Raw genomic sequence first — 15,060 nt, 5'->3', positions numbered from 1 at the left:
GCTTCCGTTGACTCGGGTCACAGGGCTGCGGCTTCCAGTGAGTGGTAGAGGTCGTCGAGGCTCGGCCGGCGGATGTCGACGGAGGCGGGGGTGCGGCCGGCGGCGAGGAGGGCCGCGAGGTCGGCGCCGGGGTCCTTGGTGGGGAGGCGGAGTTCGGGTTCGCCGGGGTCGGCGAAGGTGACGCGGAGTTCGCCGGGGAGGTCGCGGGTGAGGTCCCGCTGGGTGCCCCTGGCGATGACGCAGCCGTCGCGGGCGAGTGCCAGCGTGGCGCCGAGGTCGACGAGTTCGGGGAGGTAGTGGGTCGTGTAGACGACGGCCGCCCCGGCGTCGGCGCGGGCCTTCACCGCGTCCAGGAGAGCGGTGCGGGTCTCGGGGTCGGCGCCCGCCGTCGGCTCGTCCAGCAGCAGGAGCGGGGGCGAGCCGACCATCGCCGTCGCCGCCTGGACGCGTCGGCGCTGGCCGCCGGAGAGGGCGCCGACGGGGCGGTCGGCGAGGTCCGTGAGGTGGAGTTCCGCCAGGACGCGGGCGACCTCCGCGTCCCGCCGCCGTCCGCGCAGGCCGGCCAGTCCGGCGAGGAGGCGGACGTTCTCGCGGGCGCTGACGGTGCCGTACAGGGCGAGTTCCTGGGGAGCGACGCCGAGGAGGTGCCGGGCGGCGCGGGGGGTGTCGTACGGGCCGATGCGCACGTGCCCTTCGTCCGGGTCGACGAGACCGGTGACCGTCTCGACGAACGTGGTCTTGCCGGCGCCGTTGTGGCCGATGAGGCCGACGATCTCGCCGGGGGCGACGGTCAGGTCGAAGCCGTCGAGCGCGCGGCGCGGGCCGTAGCGCTTCACCAGTCCTGTCACGGTCAGCATGGCCGTCTCCTTCCGCGTGCACGACTTCTCCGTGCACGACTTCCTCGTACACGACCCCTGCGTATACGGCGTATACGTCTACACTGTAGACCCATGAGTGGCAGGCGGGAAGAGATCCTGGACGCGGCGCTGGCGATCGCCGACGAGCACGGGCTGGAAGCGGTGTCGATGCGGGCGCTGGCCGACCGCGTCGGGGTCACGCCGATGGCCCTGTACCGGCACGTGAAGGACAAGGCGGCCCTCCTGGACGGCATGCTGGGCCGCCTCCTGGCGAACCTGCTGCCCCCGGACCCCGTCGAGGAGCGCCCCTGGGACGAACGGCTCACCCTCCTCGCGCACGCCACCCGCGAGGTGATCCGGCGTCACCCCTGGGCCGCTCACCTCGTCTTCTCCCGTCCCGCCGTCACCCCGGACGCCGTCCGCGCGGTCGACCTGATCTACGCGGCGCTCGTCGAGGCCGGTGTCCCGGAGTCGGAGGTCCCCCGTCTGGAGCGGCTGGTCAGCACGTTCGTGATCGGGTTCGCGGCGTCGGAGGCGTCGGGCCGCTTCTCCCCCGGCACCGTCGACCCGCGCGCGCGGCGCGGTCAGCTCCCGGAGGGCGCTCTGCCCGCGCACGACAGGCTGGCGCCGTGGCTGGATCTGCCGCTCGACCTCACCGCCGAGTTCGAGGCGGACCTCGCCGACGTCAGACGGCTGGTCGAGGCGGTCGCAGGGCGGCGAGCCTGAGCGCACTGGGGCTCCCCGGCTCCGGCTGGTAGACGATCAACTGCCGGCCGGGGGCGTCGCGCACGTCGAACGACTGGTACGTCAGGGTCAGGTGGCCGACGTCCGGGTGGCGGAGGTGTTTCTCGGCGGACGTCTTGCCGTGCACGGTGTGGGTGCTCCACAGCCGGGTGAAGTCCGCGCTGTGCGCGGAGAGGGTTCGGACGAGGGCGCGCAGGCGGGGGTTCTCCGGGTCGGGGCCGGCCGCCTCGCGGAGGTGGCCGACGACGGACTCGGCGGTGCTCTCCCAGTGGGTGTGGACGTGCCGGGCCGCCGGGTCGAGGAACGTCATGCGGGCCAGGTTGTCCAGGCGCTCGAAGGGTGCGTAGAGGGCTCGGGTCAGGGCGTTGGCGGCGAGGACGTCCAGGGCGCCGTCGACGACGAACGCCGGGAACTCCGTGTGGGCGTCGAGGAGTTGGCGCAGGGCGGGGCCGACCTCGCGGCCGTCGTCGGCGGTGGGGCGGGGTGTCGGGGTGGTGCCGGCCAGGTGGTGGAGGTGGGTGCGGGCCGACGGGGCGAGGCGCAGGGCGCGGCCGAGGGCGTCGACGACCTGGGGTGAGGGGCGGCGTTCGCGGCCCTGTTCCAGGCGCGTGTAGTAGTCCGCGTTCATCCCGGCGAGGACGGCGACCTCCTCCCGGCGCAGCCCCGCGACGCGGCGGACGCCGTGGCTCGCCATGCCGACGTCCTCGGGCCCCACGGCCGCTCTGCGCGCGCGGAGGAACTCCCCCAGGTGATTGCCGGTCATGCCTCCAGGCTAGGGGGTCTCCGGGTGCCGTGCCTGGGTGTGCCGTACCCAGGCAACGGCCGTCCTGGTGGCGTGCGTTCGGGCTGCCGAGACTCGGGGCCGTACCTCAACGACACGGCAGGAGAAGCGCATGAAGGTCGTACTGGTCACCGGAGCGAGCAGCGGTATCGGGGAGGCGACCGCGCGGCGGCTCGCCGCCGACGGGCACAGTCTGTTCCTGGGGGCCCGGCGGGTGGACCGGCTCGCGAAGCTGGCCGAGGAGATCGGCGGCGGGTACCGGAGGGTGGACGTGACGGACGCGGGTGAGGTGCGGGCGTTCGTGGATGCCGCCCGGGAGGCGTACGGGCGGGTCGACGTCGTCGTCAACAACGCGGGGGTGATGCCGCTGTCGCCGCTGGAGGCGCTGCGGGTCGAGGAGTGGGACCGGATGATCGACGTCAACGTCCGGGGAGTGCTGCACGGGATCGCCGCCGCGCTGCCGGTGATGCGGGAGCAGGGCGGCGGGCACTTTGTGAACATCGCGTCCGTGGGGGCGTATGAGGTCTCCCCCACGGCGGCCGTGTACTGCGCGACGAAGTTCGCGGTGCGGGCGATCTCGGAGGGGCTGCGGCAGGAGGCCGCCGGGGGTGTGCGGGTGACGCTGGTGTCCCCGGGGGTGACCGAGTCCGAGCTCGCGGACGGGATCTCGGACCCGGTCGCCCGGGAGGCCATGCGGACGTACCGGGCGCTGGCGCTGCCCGCCGACGCCATTGCGGCGGCCGTGGCGTACGCGGTGGGGCAGCCGGAGGGGGTGGACGTCAACGAACTCGTCGTACGGCCACGGGCCTTGGCCTGAGGTCGGCCGGCACCGCCCGCCTGCCTGCCTGCCTGCCCCAGGCTCACCTCACCTCGCGAGGCTCACCCCGAAAGGCTCAGCTCACCGAGCGCACCGCCTCCACGATGACGTCCGCGACCTCCTTCACCCGGGACACCGCGACCGCGTGCGAGGCGCCCGCGAGTTCGGTGACCTTGGCGCCCGCGCGCTCGGCGCCGAAGCGCTGGACGTCGGGGTTGATGGCCTGGTCGGCGTCGGCGACGACGGCCCACGACGGCGTCGTACGCCATCCCGCGCCCGCGGCCTGCTCCGCGAACGCGGCGGCGGCCAGGGGGCGTTGGGCCAGGGCGAGGATCTCGGTGGTCGCGGCGGGCACGTCGGCGGCGAAGATCTCCGGGAACTTGTCTGCCTTGATGGTCACCTCGGTCGCGGTGCCGGACCCGGTGGGGTACGACCACTCGCGCAGGTTACTGACCAGCGGCGACAGCGGGAAGCGGCCCTGGAGTTCACCGAGGCTCTCGCCCTCGTCGAGGATGTACGCGGCGACGTAGACGAGCCCGACGACGTTCTCGGCGGTGCCCGCGACGGTGATGAGCGCGCCGCCGTAGGAGTGGCCGACGAGGACGACCGGGCCCCCGATCTGGGCGACGACGGAGGCGATGTAGGCCGCGTCCGAGGCGAGTCCGCGCAGCGGGTTCGGCGGGGCGATCACCGGGATGTCCTGGCCGCGCAGTTCGGCGATGACGCCGCTCCAGCTGGCCGCGTCGGCGAAGGCGCCGTGGACGAGGACGACGGTGGGGGTGGACATGGTGGAGTTCTCCTCAGGAGTGGAGGGCGGTGCGCAGGGTGTCCGTCGCCAGTGTGATGGCGGCCTCGGCGGCCTGGGTGCCGCGCAGGGCGTTCAGCATCACGAAGTCGTGGATGATGCCCTGAAAACGCACCGCGGTGACCGGAACGCCCGCCTCGCGGAGCTTCGCGGCGTACGCCTCGCCCTCGTCGCGCAGTACGTCCGCCTCGGCCGTGATGACGAGGGCGGGCGGCAGCCCGGTGAGCTGCTCGGTGGTGGCGCGCAGCGGGGACGCGGTGATCTGGGCGCGGTCGGCGGCGTCGACCGTGTACTGGTCCCAGAACCACTGCATGCCGTCGCGGCGCAGGAAGTAGCCGGTGGCGAACTGGTGGTACGAGGGGGTGTCGAAGCCGGCGTCGGTCACCGGGTAGAACAGCACCTGCTGGACCAGCGGGATCTCCCCGCGCTCCTTGGCGAGCAGCGTCAGCGCGGCCGTCATGTTGCCGCCGACGGAGTCACCGGCGACGGCGATCCGCCCGGTGTCCAGGCCGTGCCCGGCGCCCTGTTCGACGACCCACTTCGCGACGGTGTAGTTCTGCTCGACGGCGACCGGGTAGCGGGCCTCGGGCGAGAGGTCGTACTCGGGGAAGACGACCGCCGCGCCCGCGCCGACGGCGAGTTCGCGCACGAGCCGGTCGTGGGTGTGGGCGTTGCCGAACACCCAGCCGGCGCCGTGGATGTACACGATCACCGGCAGGACGCCTTCGCTGCCTGCGGGCTTGACGATCCGGGCGCGGACGCTGCCGGTGGGGCCGCCGGAGACGGTCACCCACTCCTCGTCCACGTCGGGCTTGTCGGTCTCGCCGGACTGGACGTCGTCGACGGCCTTGCGGCCCTCGGCCGGGGGCAGGTCGAAGAGGAAGGGCGGGTTCGCGGTGGCCTCCGCGAAGGCGCGGGCGGCGGGTTCCAGTACCGGGTCCACGGCATCGGACATGGGGTTCTCCCTTGAGTGAGGTGACTGCACCGTAGGCCGACGGAGGCCCGCGGAGTTGTCCCGGCGCGCACTGGTGCCGGTCTCAGCGCGCACGGATCTGCCATTCGCGCGGGGACATGCCGTAGGCGTCGCGGAAGGTGCGGCTGAAGTGGGACGGGCTGGTGAAGCCCCAGCGGTGGGCGACGGCGGCGACGGTGACGCGCCGGTTGTCGAGTTCGTGGCGGCAGGTGTCGAGGCGGCGGCGTCTGATCCAGCGGCCGACGGTGGTGCCGTCGTTCTGGAACAGCTTGTGCAGGTAGCGCACGGAGATGTGGTGGGCGCGGGCGATCGCCTCCGGGGAGAGGGCGGGGTCGTCGAGGTGGTCCTCGATGAAGGTCCGGATGCGGGGCAGCATCGCGTCGCGATGGTCGCCGTGCGGCTGGAGGAGTTCGAGGACGAGGACGCCGAGGAGGTCGACGGCGCTGCGGGCGAGGTGTCCGGCGACGGCCGATCCGGGGCGCCGGGTCTCGGCGGCGAGGACGGTGAGGCAGTCGGCGACGAGGCCGGCGAGGTCGCCGTCGGCGGTGGTGCCGGCGAGGGTGTCGAGGCCGGCCGCCGGGACCGCGAGATGGCGGCGGGGCACGCGGAAGCAGGTCGTGTCCTCGGGGAGCGGGGTCCCGTCCCAGAAGGCGAGGCACCGGCCGGCCAGGGTCAGATGGAGGAAGTCACCGTCCTTGGTGCGCGGGGGAACGGGGACGATCTCGATGTGCCTGGGCGGCAGGGTCATGAATGCTTCTCCGGCGACGTGTCAGGTGTTCCCCGTCAGCCTCGCAAGCACCGGTGTCCCGAGGCATCAGTAAGTTGACGGTGTCAGTGCCGACGCCAGGAAGCGGGCCCCCTGCCGGATCGCGGCCCGGGTCGGCGGGCTGTCGCGCAGGGAGTTCAGGGAGACGAAGTCATGGACCGTGCCCAGGTAGCGCACGGCGGTCACCCGTACGCCGGCCCGCCGCAGGAGGCGCGCGTACTGCTCGCCCTCGTCGCGGACGACGTCGGCCTCGGCGGAGACGACCAGGGCGGGCGGGAGGCCGGCGAGGTCGGTGCCGGTGGCGCGCAGCGGGGCGGCGGTGGGTTCGGTGAGGTCGTGGGGGTCGTCGGCGTACTCCCGCCAGTACCAGGCGACGGCGTCGCGGGTGAGGAAGTAGCCGGACGCGAACCGGGCGGCGGAGGCGGTGTCGCCGTCGGGGTCGGTCATCGGGCAGTACAGGACCTGGGCGCGAACACGGGGGCCGGCGCGCCGCTTGGCCATCATCGTGAGGGCGGTCGCCATGGTCGCCCCGGCGCAGTCCCCGGCGACCGCGATCCGCCGCCCGTCGAGGCCGAGGGTGCCGGCCTGTTCGGTGATCCAGGTGAGGGTGGCGTAGCACTCCTCCAGGGCGACGGGGTAGCGGGCCTCCGGGGTGCGGGTGTACTCGGGGACGACCAGGGCGGCACCGCTCAGGTCGGCGAGTTCGCCGATCAGGCGGGCGTGGGTGCGGGCGTCGCCGAGCATCCACCGGCCGCCGTGCAGGTAGACGACGACGGGAACGGGAGAGGACTCGGAGGAGGCGGACGAGTCGGCGGCGGGGGCGCTTCGGGGGCGGAAGAGCCAGAAGCCGACGAGTCCGGAGGGGCCGACGGGGGCGACGCGGAACTCGGCGTCCAGGTCGTCGAAGGGGTGGCCCTGCATCTCCAGCAGGACCTGGCGGCCGTCGACGGGGCCGATCTGGTGGAGGTAGGGCGGCCCGGCCGAGGCGTCGACGAGGCGCTGGACGAGGGGGTCGAGGACTACACGGTCCGGGTGCACGCGCCTCCTTGCGACGTGACGGGGGTCACAGGTCCTCGACGAGGTCCCGGAGCTGGTTGCGGCTGCTCACCCCCAGTTTCGGATACACCTGGTACAGGTGGGAACTGACGGTACGCGGCGAGACCATCAGATGTTCCGCTATCTCCCGGTTGCGCAGCCCTTTCGCGGCGAGCCGGACGATCTCGCGCTGCTGGGCGGTGAGTTCCGCGAGCGGGTCGGTGCGCGCCGGGGCCGTCGCGACGCCGCTGGCGCGCAGTTCGACGCGGGTCTCCTCGGCGAGCGCGCCCGCGCCGAGGCGGGTGAACGTCTCCAGGGCGGTGGCCAGCAGGGGGCGGGCGTCGAGGGGGCGGCGCCGGCGGCGCAGCCACTGCGCGTAGTGGAGCCTCGCCTGGGCGCGGGCCAGGGGCCACTGGTCGGCGGCCGGGTTGACGATCGCGAGCCGGAAGTGGTGCTCGGCGTCGGCGGGGGCGCCGGTGAGGGCGGCGGCGTGGTGCAGGAGGAGGGTCGTGCGGGTGGTGGGCCGGGGGCCGAGGGCGGCGCGGACGGCCTCGACGAGGGGGGCCGTCTCCTTCTGGCGGCCGGTGCGGTGGGCCGCCGCGGCGAGGTCGGCGATCGAGCGGGGCGACAGGAAGTAGTGCAGCGGGGTGCCGTCGTCGTGGAACAGGCGGCGGAAGTGCCGGTGGGCGGCCTCGTGGTCGCCGCTCGCCGTCGCGGCGGTGCCGGCGGCGCGCAGGAGGCGGGCGTGGGTGGCCCGGTTCTCGTCGAGGCCGACGGCCGTCCACGCCGGTTCGGGGCCTGCGGGTTCGCCGCGCAGGGCGCGCAGGGTGGCGCTCAGCGCCTCGACGTCGGCGGCGACGAACCGCAGGGCGTGGACGGCGGCGAGGGCGGCGGTGCGTTCCAGGTGGGCGTCGGCCTCCGCCCAGCGGCCGGTGTCGATGAGGGCGCCCGCCATCGCGGTGAGCGTGGGGGCGGCGGGGCCCATCGCGCCGTACGTGCTGACGCCCGCGTAGACCTGGCGGAACGTCTCGACGCACAGGTCGGACTCGTCGGCGTACCAGGCGGTGCCGCCGACGCCGAGGGTCCAGGTCATGTCGGCGACCTGGTCGGCGGGCGCGGGGGTCGCGGGGCGGCGGCGGAGGGCGCGCAGGAGGTCGGGGGCGGTGGTGGGGTCGGCGGCGGCGAGGGTGGTGGCGCGGACGGCGGCCCAGCTTCCGTCGCTGGAGAGTTCGGCGTACGGGGTGTCGGCGTGGCGGGCTCCGGCGTCCGCGAGGGCGGGGGCGATCGGGCGGCGGGCCTCGGGCAGTCCCGACTGGTAGGCGACGGCGCCGAGGACGCTGGTGAGGGCGAACGTCGTCATGCCCGAGGCGGGCGGGGTCTGTTCGAGGGCGGCGGTGAGGACCTGGGACGCCTGGCGCTGGTGGCCGCCGAGGGAGAGGGCCATGCCGACGCCGCAGGCGGCCATGGCGAGGACGTCGCGGTCGTCGGTGAGGGCGGTGATCCGGTCGTACAGTTCGCGGACCCAGGAGGGGTCGGCGGCGTTGGTCGCGGCGTGCAGGGCCTTGGCGTAGCGGCGGGCCCGGTCGGCGGGGGCGGGGCTGCACTCGGCGGCGCGCTGGAGGGCGCGGGCCGCCGCGTGGCAGCCGCCGCGGCGTTCGGCGAGGAGGGCGGTGTCCTCCAGGGCGGCGGCGACGCTCTCGTCGCGGCCGGGGCAGGCGGCGGCGAGGTGCCAGGCCCGGCGGGAGGGGTCGTCGGTGAGGGCGGCGGCGAGGTCGCGGTGGGCGCGCTGGCGTTCGTGCGCGGGGGCGGCGTGGTAGCAGCCGGCGCGGGCCAGGGGGTGGCGGAAGAGGACGCGGCCGGCGGCGACCGTGACGAGGCCGGCCTCCTCGGCGGGGGCCCAGGCCGTGAGGTCCGTGCCGGCGCCGGCGGCCTCCATGACGATCACGAGGTCCTCGGCCTGGGAGGCCGCCGCGTACAGCAGGAGGCGGCGCGTGGCGGCGGGGAGGGCGGGCAGGCGGGCCGCGTAGAGGCGCTGGATGCGTTCCGGCTGCGGGAGGCCGCCGCCGGGCAGGACGCCCGCCTCGGCGGCGCGGGAGAGTTCGATGACGGCGAGGGGGTTGCCGTGGGCCTGGCGCAGGAGTTCGCTGCGGGCCCGGCCAGTGGGGGCGTGCGGCTGGGCGTCGAGGAGTTCGGCGGCGGCGCGGGCGTCGAGGGGGCCGAGCAGCAGGGTCGGCAGGTCGGTGGGGAGGCCGTCGGGGGGTGTCTGGCCGCGGGCGGCGAGGAGGGTGGGGATGCCGTGGGTGCGGCGGAGCACGAAGCCGAGGACGTCGAGGGAGTCGCCGTCGACGTGCTGGACGTCGTCGGCGGTGAGGAGGAGGCGGCCGTGGCGGGCGGCCTCGGTGAGGAGGGCGAGGACGGCCATCCGCAGGAGCATCGGGGCGGGCGGGGTGTCGGCGGGGGTGATGCCGAACGCGGTGTCGAGGGCGGCGCGTTGATGCTCGGGGAGGGCGTCGGCGCGGGTGAGGACGGGCAGCAGGAGCTGGTGGAGCGAGGCGAAGGAGTGGTGTGCCTCCGCCTCGCTGCCCCGGGCGGTCAGGACCGTGGCGCCGGCGCGGCGCGCGTCGTCGGCGGCGACCGCGAGGAGCCGGGTCTTGCCGGTGCCCGCTTCGCCGAGCAGGAGCAGGGTCCTGCCGCCCGATACGGCGTCCTGGAGTCGGGCGAGTTCGGCGCTACGGCCGCTCAGCTGCCCTTCGGTGTTCTCAGCCACCCCTCCATCATCGCCTGTCGTCCCACGTCAGCCGAATTTCTTCCCGACGATCGCGTTGTTCGGGTAGAGGGTGCTGCGGGCGCCGTTCCAGCGGATCGTCAGGGTGAACTCGCTGAACGTGGAGTTGACGGCCGGGGTGGCGGTGGTGGGGGCCGCCGAGCCGCTCGCGTGCCGCCAGCCGTGCCAGTTCTGGCCGCCGTCGTAGGAGCTGTTGATCCAGACGAGGCCGTCGGTGCCGACGCAGGTGATGAGGACGGTCTGCTGTTCGGTGTAGCCGCCCTGTCCGGGCTGGACGACACGGTTCGGGTTGCCGAGGCGGCCCGAGCCGACGCCGCTGTTGCAGACCGCGCCGCCGGGGACCTCGGCGACCCGGGTGACCTGGCCGCTGCGCATGTCGGTGCGGGCCTGGAAGACATGGCCGTTGCCGCCGGTGAAGTGGCCCACCCATTCCGGGTACTCGTAGCCCCACAGGGCGATCTGGCTCTCGCCCTCGATGTCGCGGGAGGTGCCGGCGAGCTGGAAGCCCTGGCTGTAGGTCCACTCGCGGCCCTGTGTCGGGGCGATGTCCCCGTTGCCGGGGAGGTTGAAGTCGTAGATGTAGCGGTAGTTGAGGCGGCCGTCGTAGCGCGGGACGTCTATGCGCAGTCCGGTGCTGCCCGCGATCACGCTGAGCGACAGCCAGGGGCTGCCCATGGCCCAGGCGGTGCCGGAGAGCTGGCGCCAGTTGGTCCAGAAGTTCGCGGAGCCGCTGTTGACCTGGCTGTACCAGATCTCCGAGTCCATGCCCCGGATCACGACGAGCGCGCGGCCCGCCGGGAACTCGATGATGCGCGGCGGGGACGCGGTGCGCGCCGCCTCGAAGTTGCCGAGGGGGCGCCAGGCGCCGTTGTTGTAGCGGACCCAGATGTTGTTGTCGCTGCCCCGGACGACCTCGTACTGGTTGCCGCCGATGACGACGGAGTAGGACGCGGACTGGGCCCGCGCGTCACCGCCCAGGTTGAACCAGCTCCCCTCCCCCGCCGAGGCCGGGCTGGAGACGCCGAACAGCAGTAACAGGGCGGCGACGAACGCGGTGAGCGTCCCTCGTCGGCGGATGGTGCGCATGGGTTCCTCGATCTCTCGGTTGCCTTCTTCCGTCGGAATGATCGAGGAGGAGCGCTGCGGGCGGTTGCCTCACAGCGCACGGACAGATGGCGCACAGCGCATGGTGCGGGGGCGTCAGATCCGGGGCCGTACGCGGCGTCCGCGCAGGACGACCGCTGTCGGGCGGTCCATGACGCTCAGGTCGGTGCGGGGGTCGCGGTCGTAGAGGACGGCGTCGGCGGGGGCGCCGGGGACGAGGCCGGGCAGGCCCAGCCAGGCGCGCGCGGTCCAGGAGGCGGCGGCGAGGGCGTCGTGGGGGCGCAGGCCGGCGTCGACGAGGGCGCGGATCTCGCCGGCGACCCCGCCATGGGGGCGGGTGTCGGTGCCGGCGAGGACGGTGACGCCCGCTTCGACGGCCTGGGCGACGAGTTTGGGGTGCGCGTCGGCGCCGCGCAGGTACCACTCGCGCGGGGCGCCCTCGGGGGCGTGGGCGCGGATGCCCTCGGCGGGGGCGACGACCATGGCCAGCGTGGGGACGAGGGCGGTGCCCTGGGCGGCCATCCGGTCCAGGAGGCCGGGGTCCAGGCCCATGCCGTGCTCGATGGAGTCGACGCCCGCCAGGACTGCGGCCTCTCCCCCGGCCTCGTGCATGGAGTGCACGGCGACCCGGCCGCCGGCCGCGTGGACGGCGTCCACCGCTCCGGTGAGGACGTCCACGGGGATCGGGTTGCCCTCGTGGACCCAGTCGACGACGAACTTCACCCACCCGGTGCGCCGGGCCTGCGCGGCGGCCTCCTCGGCCATCTCGGCGTGGTCGAGGCGGCGGGCCCAGCCCTCGAAGTACTGCCCGTGCTGGGTGATCCAGCGTCCGGCCTGCCAGGCGCGCGGGACGTCGGGCGCGGTGCCGAACCAGTCGGGCGGGTCGCCGGGCAGGCCGGGGACGCGGATCGCGGTGACTCCGGCGTCGACGTGGCGGTGGAGGTCCTCGCGCAGCAGGTCGGCGTCCAGGGCGCTGCCGTACTCCTCGGCGAGGCCGGGGTGGGTGTGTGCGTCGACGAGTCCGGGGAGCAGCCAGCCCTCGCCGACGAGTTCGGCGTTCGGGACGGGGTCGGTCGTCCAGCGGTCGCCGTCCGCGTAGAGGTCGACGTACTCGCCGTCGGGGAGGGCTCGGCCGCGGATGCGCAGCACGGTCATGGGTGGCTCCGGTCCTGAGGGGTGGGGTTGGGGCGGTTCGGGCACGTGGTCGCGGTGTCCGGCGGGAGAGGCGGGCCGTGCGGCGCGGGCCGGGGAGGCGGGGCGCACCTCACGGGACGGGGAGGCGGGCCGGGTCTCGCGGGCCCGGGGCAGCTGCCCGGCGGTGTCACGCCACGTTCTCCGTGCCCGCCCCGGAGAGGTGGACGCGTGTCGTCCCCGGCGACATCGCCGCGAGGGCCGCGAGTCCCTCGTCGACGACGGCCGGCGCGACCCGCTCGCGTCCCCCGCCGATCGTCCGGTCCGGCATGAGCAGCGCGGTGACGGTCGTCCGGCGTTCCGCGCCGAGCGTCTCGCGGACGGCGTCGGCGGCGGCCCGCGCCCGCTCCAGTCCGGGCAGTACGGCGGACGGCTCCTCGGGGAAGACGGCGACCCGCAGGGACCCGAACTCGGTGCAGACGGCGCCCTGCCGGCGGTCGATCTGGGCGCGGATCTCCTGGGCGAGACGCATCTCGTGCCCGAAGGCGGCACCGGCGTCGGCGGCGGCGCGGCGGGTCTCGGTGGAGAGCAGGAGCACTGTCCCGGCGCCGGCGGCGAGGTGGCGTACGACCTGTTCGCGCAGGAGTTCCAGGGCGCGGCGTTCGGGCCAGCGGGCGGCGGGTCCGGGGGCCGGGGCGGGGTGGGGCCACAGGGCGAGGGCGGCCCGCAGGAGGTCGAGGGCCTCGGGTTCGGCGCCCGCTTCGAGGAGGACGAGTCCTTCGCGGGCGCGGCGGGTGAAGGCGAGGGCGTCGACCTCGGCGGGGTCGACGCGCAGGACGTAGCCGGGGCCGTGGGTGAGCAGGACGGCTTGGGGGAACCGGCGGGTGCGGGTGCCGCCGGTTCCCTCAGTTCCTCCGGCGCCTCCGGCGTGACCTGTGCCTCCGATACGTCCGGCGCCTCCGGTAAGGGAGTTGGCGTCCGTGGCGTACCACTCCTGCGCGGCGATCCCGGAGCGCAGTTCGGAGACCACGTTCTGGACCATCTTGCGGGCGGTACGGGGCGGGGGGCCGTCCCAGAGGGCGGCGAGGAGTTCGTCGACGGCGACGACCGTGTTGGCCCGCAGGGCGAGGTAGTGCAGCAGGGCCCGGTGTTTCGGGCCGCCCAGGGGCAGCGAGGCGCCGGCCACGGTGAGGTCGACGGTCTCCAGTGTGCGCACGAGCATCGGTGGGGGTCCTCTCGTGATCTCTGTCCTCCGCATGAGAACGCGAACTCACCTGCGAAAGCCAGGAACTCCGGGCAGAACTAGGGGTTTTCGCAGCGTGGCGGCCAGCGGATTACCTGCGGATGAGCGGTCGATGGCGCTGCTCCCTGGCCCGCGCGGGGGCCCGGCGGCGAGCCTGCACACAGGCTGCGGGGCGTTCGAAGGGAAGTGCGATGCGGGTGATGACTGCCGGTGGCGACGGGCTGTGCCGTGGCGTCCGCTGAGGAGGCGGTCCGGACCCGGGACCTCGTCAAGTGGTACCCGAAGCGCGACCGTCCGGCGATCGACGGGCTGACGTTCTCCGTCGCCCGGGGCGAGATCTTCGGGCTGCTGGGGCCGAACGGCGCGGGGAAGACGACCACGATCGGCGTGCTGACGACCCGGGTGGTGCCCACGGAGGGCGAGGTGTCGGTGGGCGGGGTGGACCTGCTGCGCGACGGCGCCGAGGCCCGCCGCCGGCTGGCCGTCGTCAGCCAGTACAACAACCTCGACCGCGGCCTGACGATCCACCAGAACCTGCTGATGCACGGCCTGTACCACGGGCTGTCGAGGGCGGTGCGGCGGCGGCGCGCGGACGGTCTGCTCGACGAGATGGGCCTCGCGGACCGGGCCGGCGCGAAGGTCGGCCAGCTCTCGGGCGGCCAGCAGCAGCGGGTGAAGATCGCCCGCGCGCTGATGCACGAGCCGTCGGTCCTGTTCGTCGACGAACCGTCCACCGGCCTCGACCCGCAGTCCCGCCTGTTCGTGTACGACAAGCTGACCGCGCTGCACGCCCGGGGCGTGACCGTCGTGATCACCACGCACGACATGGAGGAGGCGGCCCGCCTCTGCGACCGCGTCGGCATCATGGACCACGGCAGGCTCATCGCCCTGGACACGCCGAAGGCCCTCACCGCGTCCCTGCCCGGCGGCACCGCCGTCGACCTGGCGGTGGACGGCGACGTCCGCGAACTGGCCTCGGCGCTGGCGAGGGAGCCCGGAGTCTCCTCCGTCGAAACCGTCGGGTCGGCCGCATCCGCCGGGTCGGTCGGTTCGGCCGGCGAGGACACGACGGGCCGGCTGCGGCTGCACACCACCGCCGATCCCACCCCCCTCCTGGCACGTGTGCTGCGGGTGATCGGCGAGCACGGCTGCGAGGTGCGCGACGTCGGCGTGCGCCGGCCGAGCCTGGAGGACGTCTTCATCCGGCTGACCGGCAGGGGGTTGCGTTGAGCGCGACGACATCGGTGACGCGGGCCTGGAACGGGTTCCGCACGACGCTGTGGCGGGACCTGTTCATCATGGTCCGCGAACTGCCGAGGGTGCTCGCGCAGACCGTCGTCCAGCCGTTCTTCATGCTGCTCGTGATGGGCAAGGTGCTCACCGAGATCGGGTACGTCCGTGAGGACTACGGGGCGGTGCTGCTGCCCGGGATCATCGCCCTGACCGCGTTCCTCGGGGCGCTCCAGAACACCGCGCTGGGGCTCGTCTTCGACTTCGACCTGACGCGGGAGCTGGAGGACCGGCTGCTGCTGCCGGCGCCGCTGTACGTGGTGGCGCTCGCGAAGATGGCGTTCGGCGCGCTGCGCGGGGTGCTGTCGGCGGTCGTCATCCTGCCGGTCGGGTTCCTGCTCCTGGACACGGTGTGGTCGGCGGGCGACCTGCTGGCGGTGGCGCCGCTGATCGTCCTCGGCTCGCTGTCGGGGGCCGCCGCCGGGCTGCTGCTCGGGACGAGCGTGGAGTCCCGCAACATCGCGGTCTGGTTCGCGATCGCGGTCACCCCGCTCACCTTCACCGGCGCCACGCAGTACCCGTGGCCCGCGCTCGGCCACACCCTCTGGTTCCAGGTGCTGTGCGCCGTCAACCCGCTCACCTACCTCAGCGAAGCCCTGCGGGCCGTCACCGCCCCCCAGGTCCCGCACATCGCCCTGTCCGTCGACGTCGCCGTCCTCGCGCTCTCCGTCCTGCTGTTCGGGGCGCTGGCCGTGCGGGGCTTCTACCGGCGCGCGCTGGACTGACCCC

General features: G+C 74.3%; 14 protein-coding genes. 4 read left to right on the top strand and 10 right to left on the bottom strand.

Annotated features, from left to right (window positions below; translation table 11 throughout):
• Positions 1-17: 17 nt before the first annotated feature.
• Entirely contained in the window at positions 18-857 is an 840-nt protein-coding gene (locus ABZX85_RS25130) for an ABC transporter ATP-binding protein (protein WP_355872657.1), read from the bottom strand.
• Between the two features lie 93 nt (positions 858-950).
• Here ABZX85_RS25130 and ABZX85_RS25125 point away from each other — a divergent pair, with 93 nt between their 5' ends.
• Positions 951-1,583 carry a TetR/AcrR family transcriptional regulator gene (locus ABZX85_RS25125; protein ID WP_355872654.1) on the top strand — a complete coding sequence of 211 codons (633 nt, stop codon included), beginning with the start codon at positions 951-953 and terminating at the stop codon, positions 1,581-1,583.
• On the opposite strand, the gene ABZX85_RS25120 is transcribed toward ABZX85_RS25125, so the two are convergent.
• Entirely contained in the window at positions 1,543-2,364 is an 822-nt protein-coding gene (locus tag ABZX85_RS25120) for a helix-turn-helix transcriptional regulator (RefSeq protein WP_355872651.1), read from the bottom strand. The two genes, ABZX85_RS25125 and ABZX85_RS25120, sit on opposite strands and share 41 nt — an antisense overlap.
• 130 nt (positions 2,365-2,494) lie before the next feature.
• On the opposite strand from ABZX85_RS25120, the gene ABZX85_RS25115 reads away from it, so the two are divergent.
• Positions 2,495-3,199 carry an SDR family oxidoreductase gene (locus ABZX85_RS25115; RefSeq protein ID WP_355872648.1) on the top strand — a complete coding sequence of 235 codons (705 nt, stop codon included), beginning with the start codon at positions 2,495-2,497 and terminating at the stop codon, positions 3,197-3,199.
• Positions 3,200-3,275: 76 nt separating this feature from the next.
• Here ABZX85_RS25115 and ABZX85_RS25110 read toward each other — a convergent pair whose 3' ends face one another.
• From ABZX85_RS25110 to ABZX85_RS25075, 8 genes are all read right to left on the bottom strand, one after another.
• Entirely contained in the window at positions 3,276-3,986 is a 711-nt protein-coding gene (locus ABZX85_RS25110; protein ID WP_355872645.1) for an alpha/beta hydrolase, read from the bottom strand.
• Positions 3,987-3,999: 13 nt separating this feature from the next.
• Positions 4,000-4,959 (bottom strand): alpha/beta hydrolase, encoded by a 960-nt coding sequence (locus tag ABZX85_RS25105; RefSeq protein ID WP_355872642.1) that lies wholly within the window; start codon positions 4,957-4,959, stop codon positions 4,000-4,002.
• An 82-nt stretch (positions 4,960-5,041) separates the two neighbouring features.
• Positions 5,042-5,725 (bottom strand): helix-turn-helix domain-containing protein, encoded by a 684-nt coding sequence (locus ABZX85_RS25100; RefSeq protein ID WP_355872639.1) that lies wholly within the window; start codon positions 5,723-5,725, stop codon positions 5,042-5,044.
• Between the two features lie 66 nt (positions 5,726-5,791).
• Complete coding sequence (locus ABZX85_RS25095) at positions 5,792-6,781, bottom strand: alpha/beta hydrolase (RefSeq protein WP_355872636.1); 990 nt, start codon at positions 6,779-6,781, stop codon at positions 5,792-5,794.
• Positions 6,782-6,806: 25 nt separating this feature from the next.
• Entirely contained in the window at positions 6,807-9,545 is a 2,739-nt protein-coding gene (locus tag ABZX85_RS25090) for an AAA family ATPase (RefSeq protein WP_355872634.1), read from the bottom strand.
• A gap of 27 nt (positions 9,546-9,572) precedes the next feature.
• Complete coding sequence (locus ABZX85_RS25085) at positions 9,573-10,649, bottom strand: hypothetical protein (protein ID WP_355872632.1); 1,077 nt, start codon at positions 10,647-10,649, stop codon at positions 9,573-9,575.
• Positions 10,650-10,763: 114 nt separating this feature from the next.
• The gene (locus ABZX85_RS25080) at positions 10,764-11,822 is read right to left on the bottom strand and encodes an amidohydrolase family protein (RefSeq protein ID WP_355872629.1); all 1,059 of its coding nucleotides are present in this window, start codon (positions 11,820-11,822) and stop codon (positions 10,764-10,766) included.
• Positions 11,823-11,988: 166 nt separating this feature from the next.
• Complete coding sequence (locus ABZX85_RS25075) at positions 11,989-13,020, bottom strand: winged helix-turn-helix domain-containing protein (protein ID WP_355872627.1); 1,032 nt, start codon at positions 13,018-13,020, stop codon at positions 11,989-11,991.
• A 249-nt stretch (positions 13,021-13,269) separates the two neighbouring features.
• Between ABZX85_RS25075 and ABZX85_RS25070 the strand changes: the two genes are divergently transcribed.
• Both ABZX85_RS25070 and ABZX85_RS25065 read left to right on the top strand, forming a co-directional pair.
• Positions 13,270-14,271, top strand: coding sequence for an ABC transporter ATP-binding protein (locus ABZX85_RS25070; protein ID WP_355872625.1), 1,002 nt, complete (start codon positions 13,270-13,272; stop codon positions 14,269-14,271).
• Positions 14,268-15,056 (top strand): ABC transporter permease, encoded by a 789-nt coding sequence (locus ABZX85_RS25065; protein ID WP_355872623.1) that lies wholly within the window; start codon positions 14,268-14,270, stop codon positions 15,054-15,056. The genes ABZX85_RS25070 and ABZX85_RS25065 overlap by 4 nt, the downstream gene beginning before the upstream one ends.
• Positions 15,057-15,060 lie beyond the last annotated feature (4 nt).

This window comes from Streptomyces sp. NPDC004539, from assembly GCF_040610055.1.
Lineage (GTDB): Bacteria > Actinomycetota > Actinomycetes > Streptomycetales > Streptomycetaceae > Streptomyces.
This window is presented reverse-complemented; position numbering and strand designations above follow the sequence as displayed.

What these genes read in the sequence shown, in the direction of transcription:
- ABZX85_RS25115 (WP_355872648.1), top strand. Translation starts at nt 2,495, where the DNA reads ATGAAGGTCGTACTGGTCACCGGAGCGAGCAGCGGTATCGGGGAGGCG.
- ABZX85_RS25130 (WP_355872657.1), bottom strand. Translation starts at nt 857, where the DNA reads ATGCTGACCGTGACAGGACTGGTGAAGCGCTACGGCCCGCGCCGCGCG.
- ABZX85_RS25085 (WP_355872632.1), bottom strand. Translation starts at nt 10,649, where the DNA reads ATGCGCACCATCCGCCGACGAGGGACGCTCACCGCGTTCGTCGCCGCC.
- ABZX85_RS25100 (WP_355872639.1), bottom strand. Translation starts at nt 5,725, where the DNA reads ATGACCCTGCCGCCCAGGCACATCGAGATCGTCCCCGTTCCCCCGCGC.
- ABZX85_RS25125 (WP_355872654.1), top strand. Translation starts at nt 951, where the DNA reads ATGAGTGGCAGGCGGGAAGAGATCCTGGACGCGGCGCTGGCGATCGCC.
- ABZX85_RS25120 (WP_355872651.1), bottom strand. Translation starts at nt 2,364, where the DNA reads ATGACCGGCAATCACCTGGGGGAGTTCCTCCGCGCGCGCAGAGCGGCC.
- ABZX85_RS25105 (WP_355872642.1), bottom strand. Translation starts at nt 4,959, where the DNA reads ATGTCCGATGCCGTGGACCCGGTACTGGAACCCGCCGCCCGCGCCTTC.
- ABZX85_RS25075 (WP_355872627.1), bottom strand. Translation starts at nt 13,020, where the DNA reads ATGCTCGTGCGCACACTGGAGACCGTCGACCTCACCGTGGCCGGCGCC.
- ABZX85_RS25080 (WP_355872629.1), bottom strand. Translation starts at nt 11,822, where the DNA reads ATGACCGTGCTGCGCATCCGCGGCCGAGCCCTCCCCGACGGCGAGTAC.
- ABZX85_RS25110 (WP_355872645.1), bottom strand. Translation starts at nt 3,986, where the DNA reads ATGTCCACCCCCACCGTCGTCCTCGTCCACGGCGCCTTCGCCGACGCG.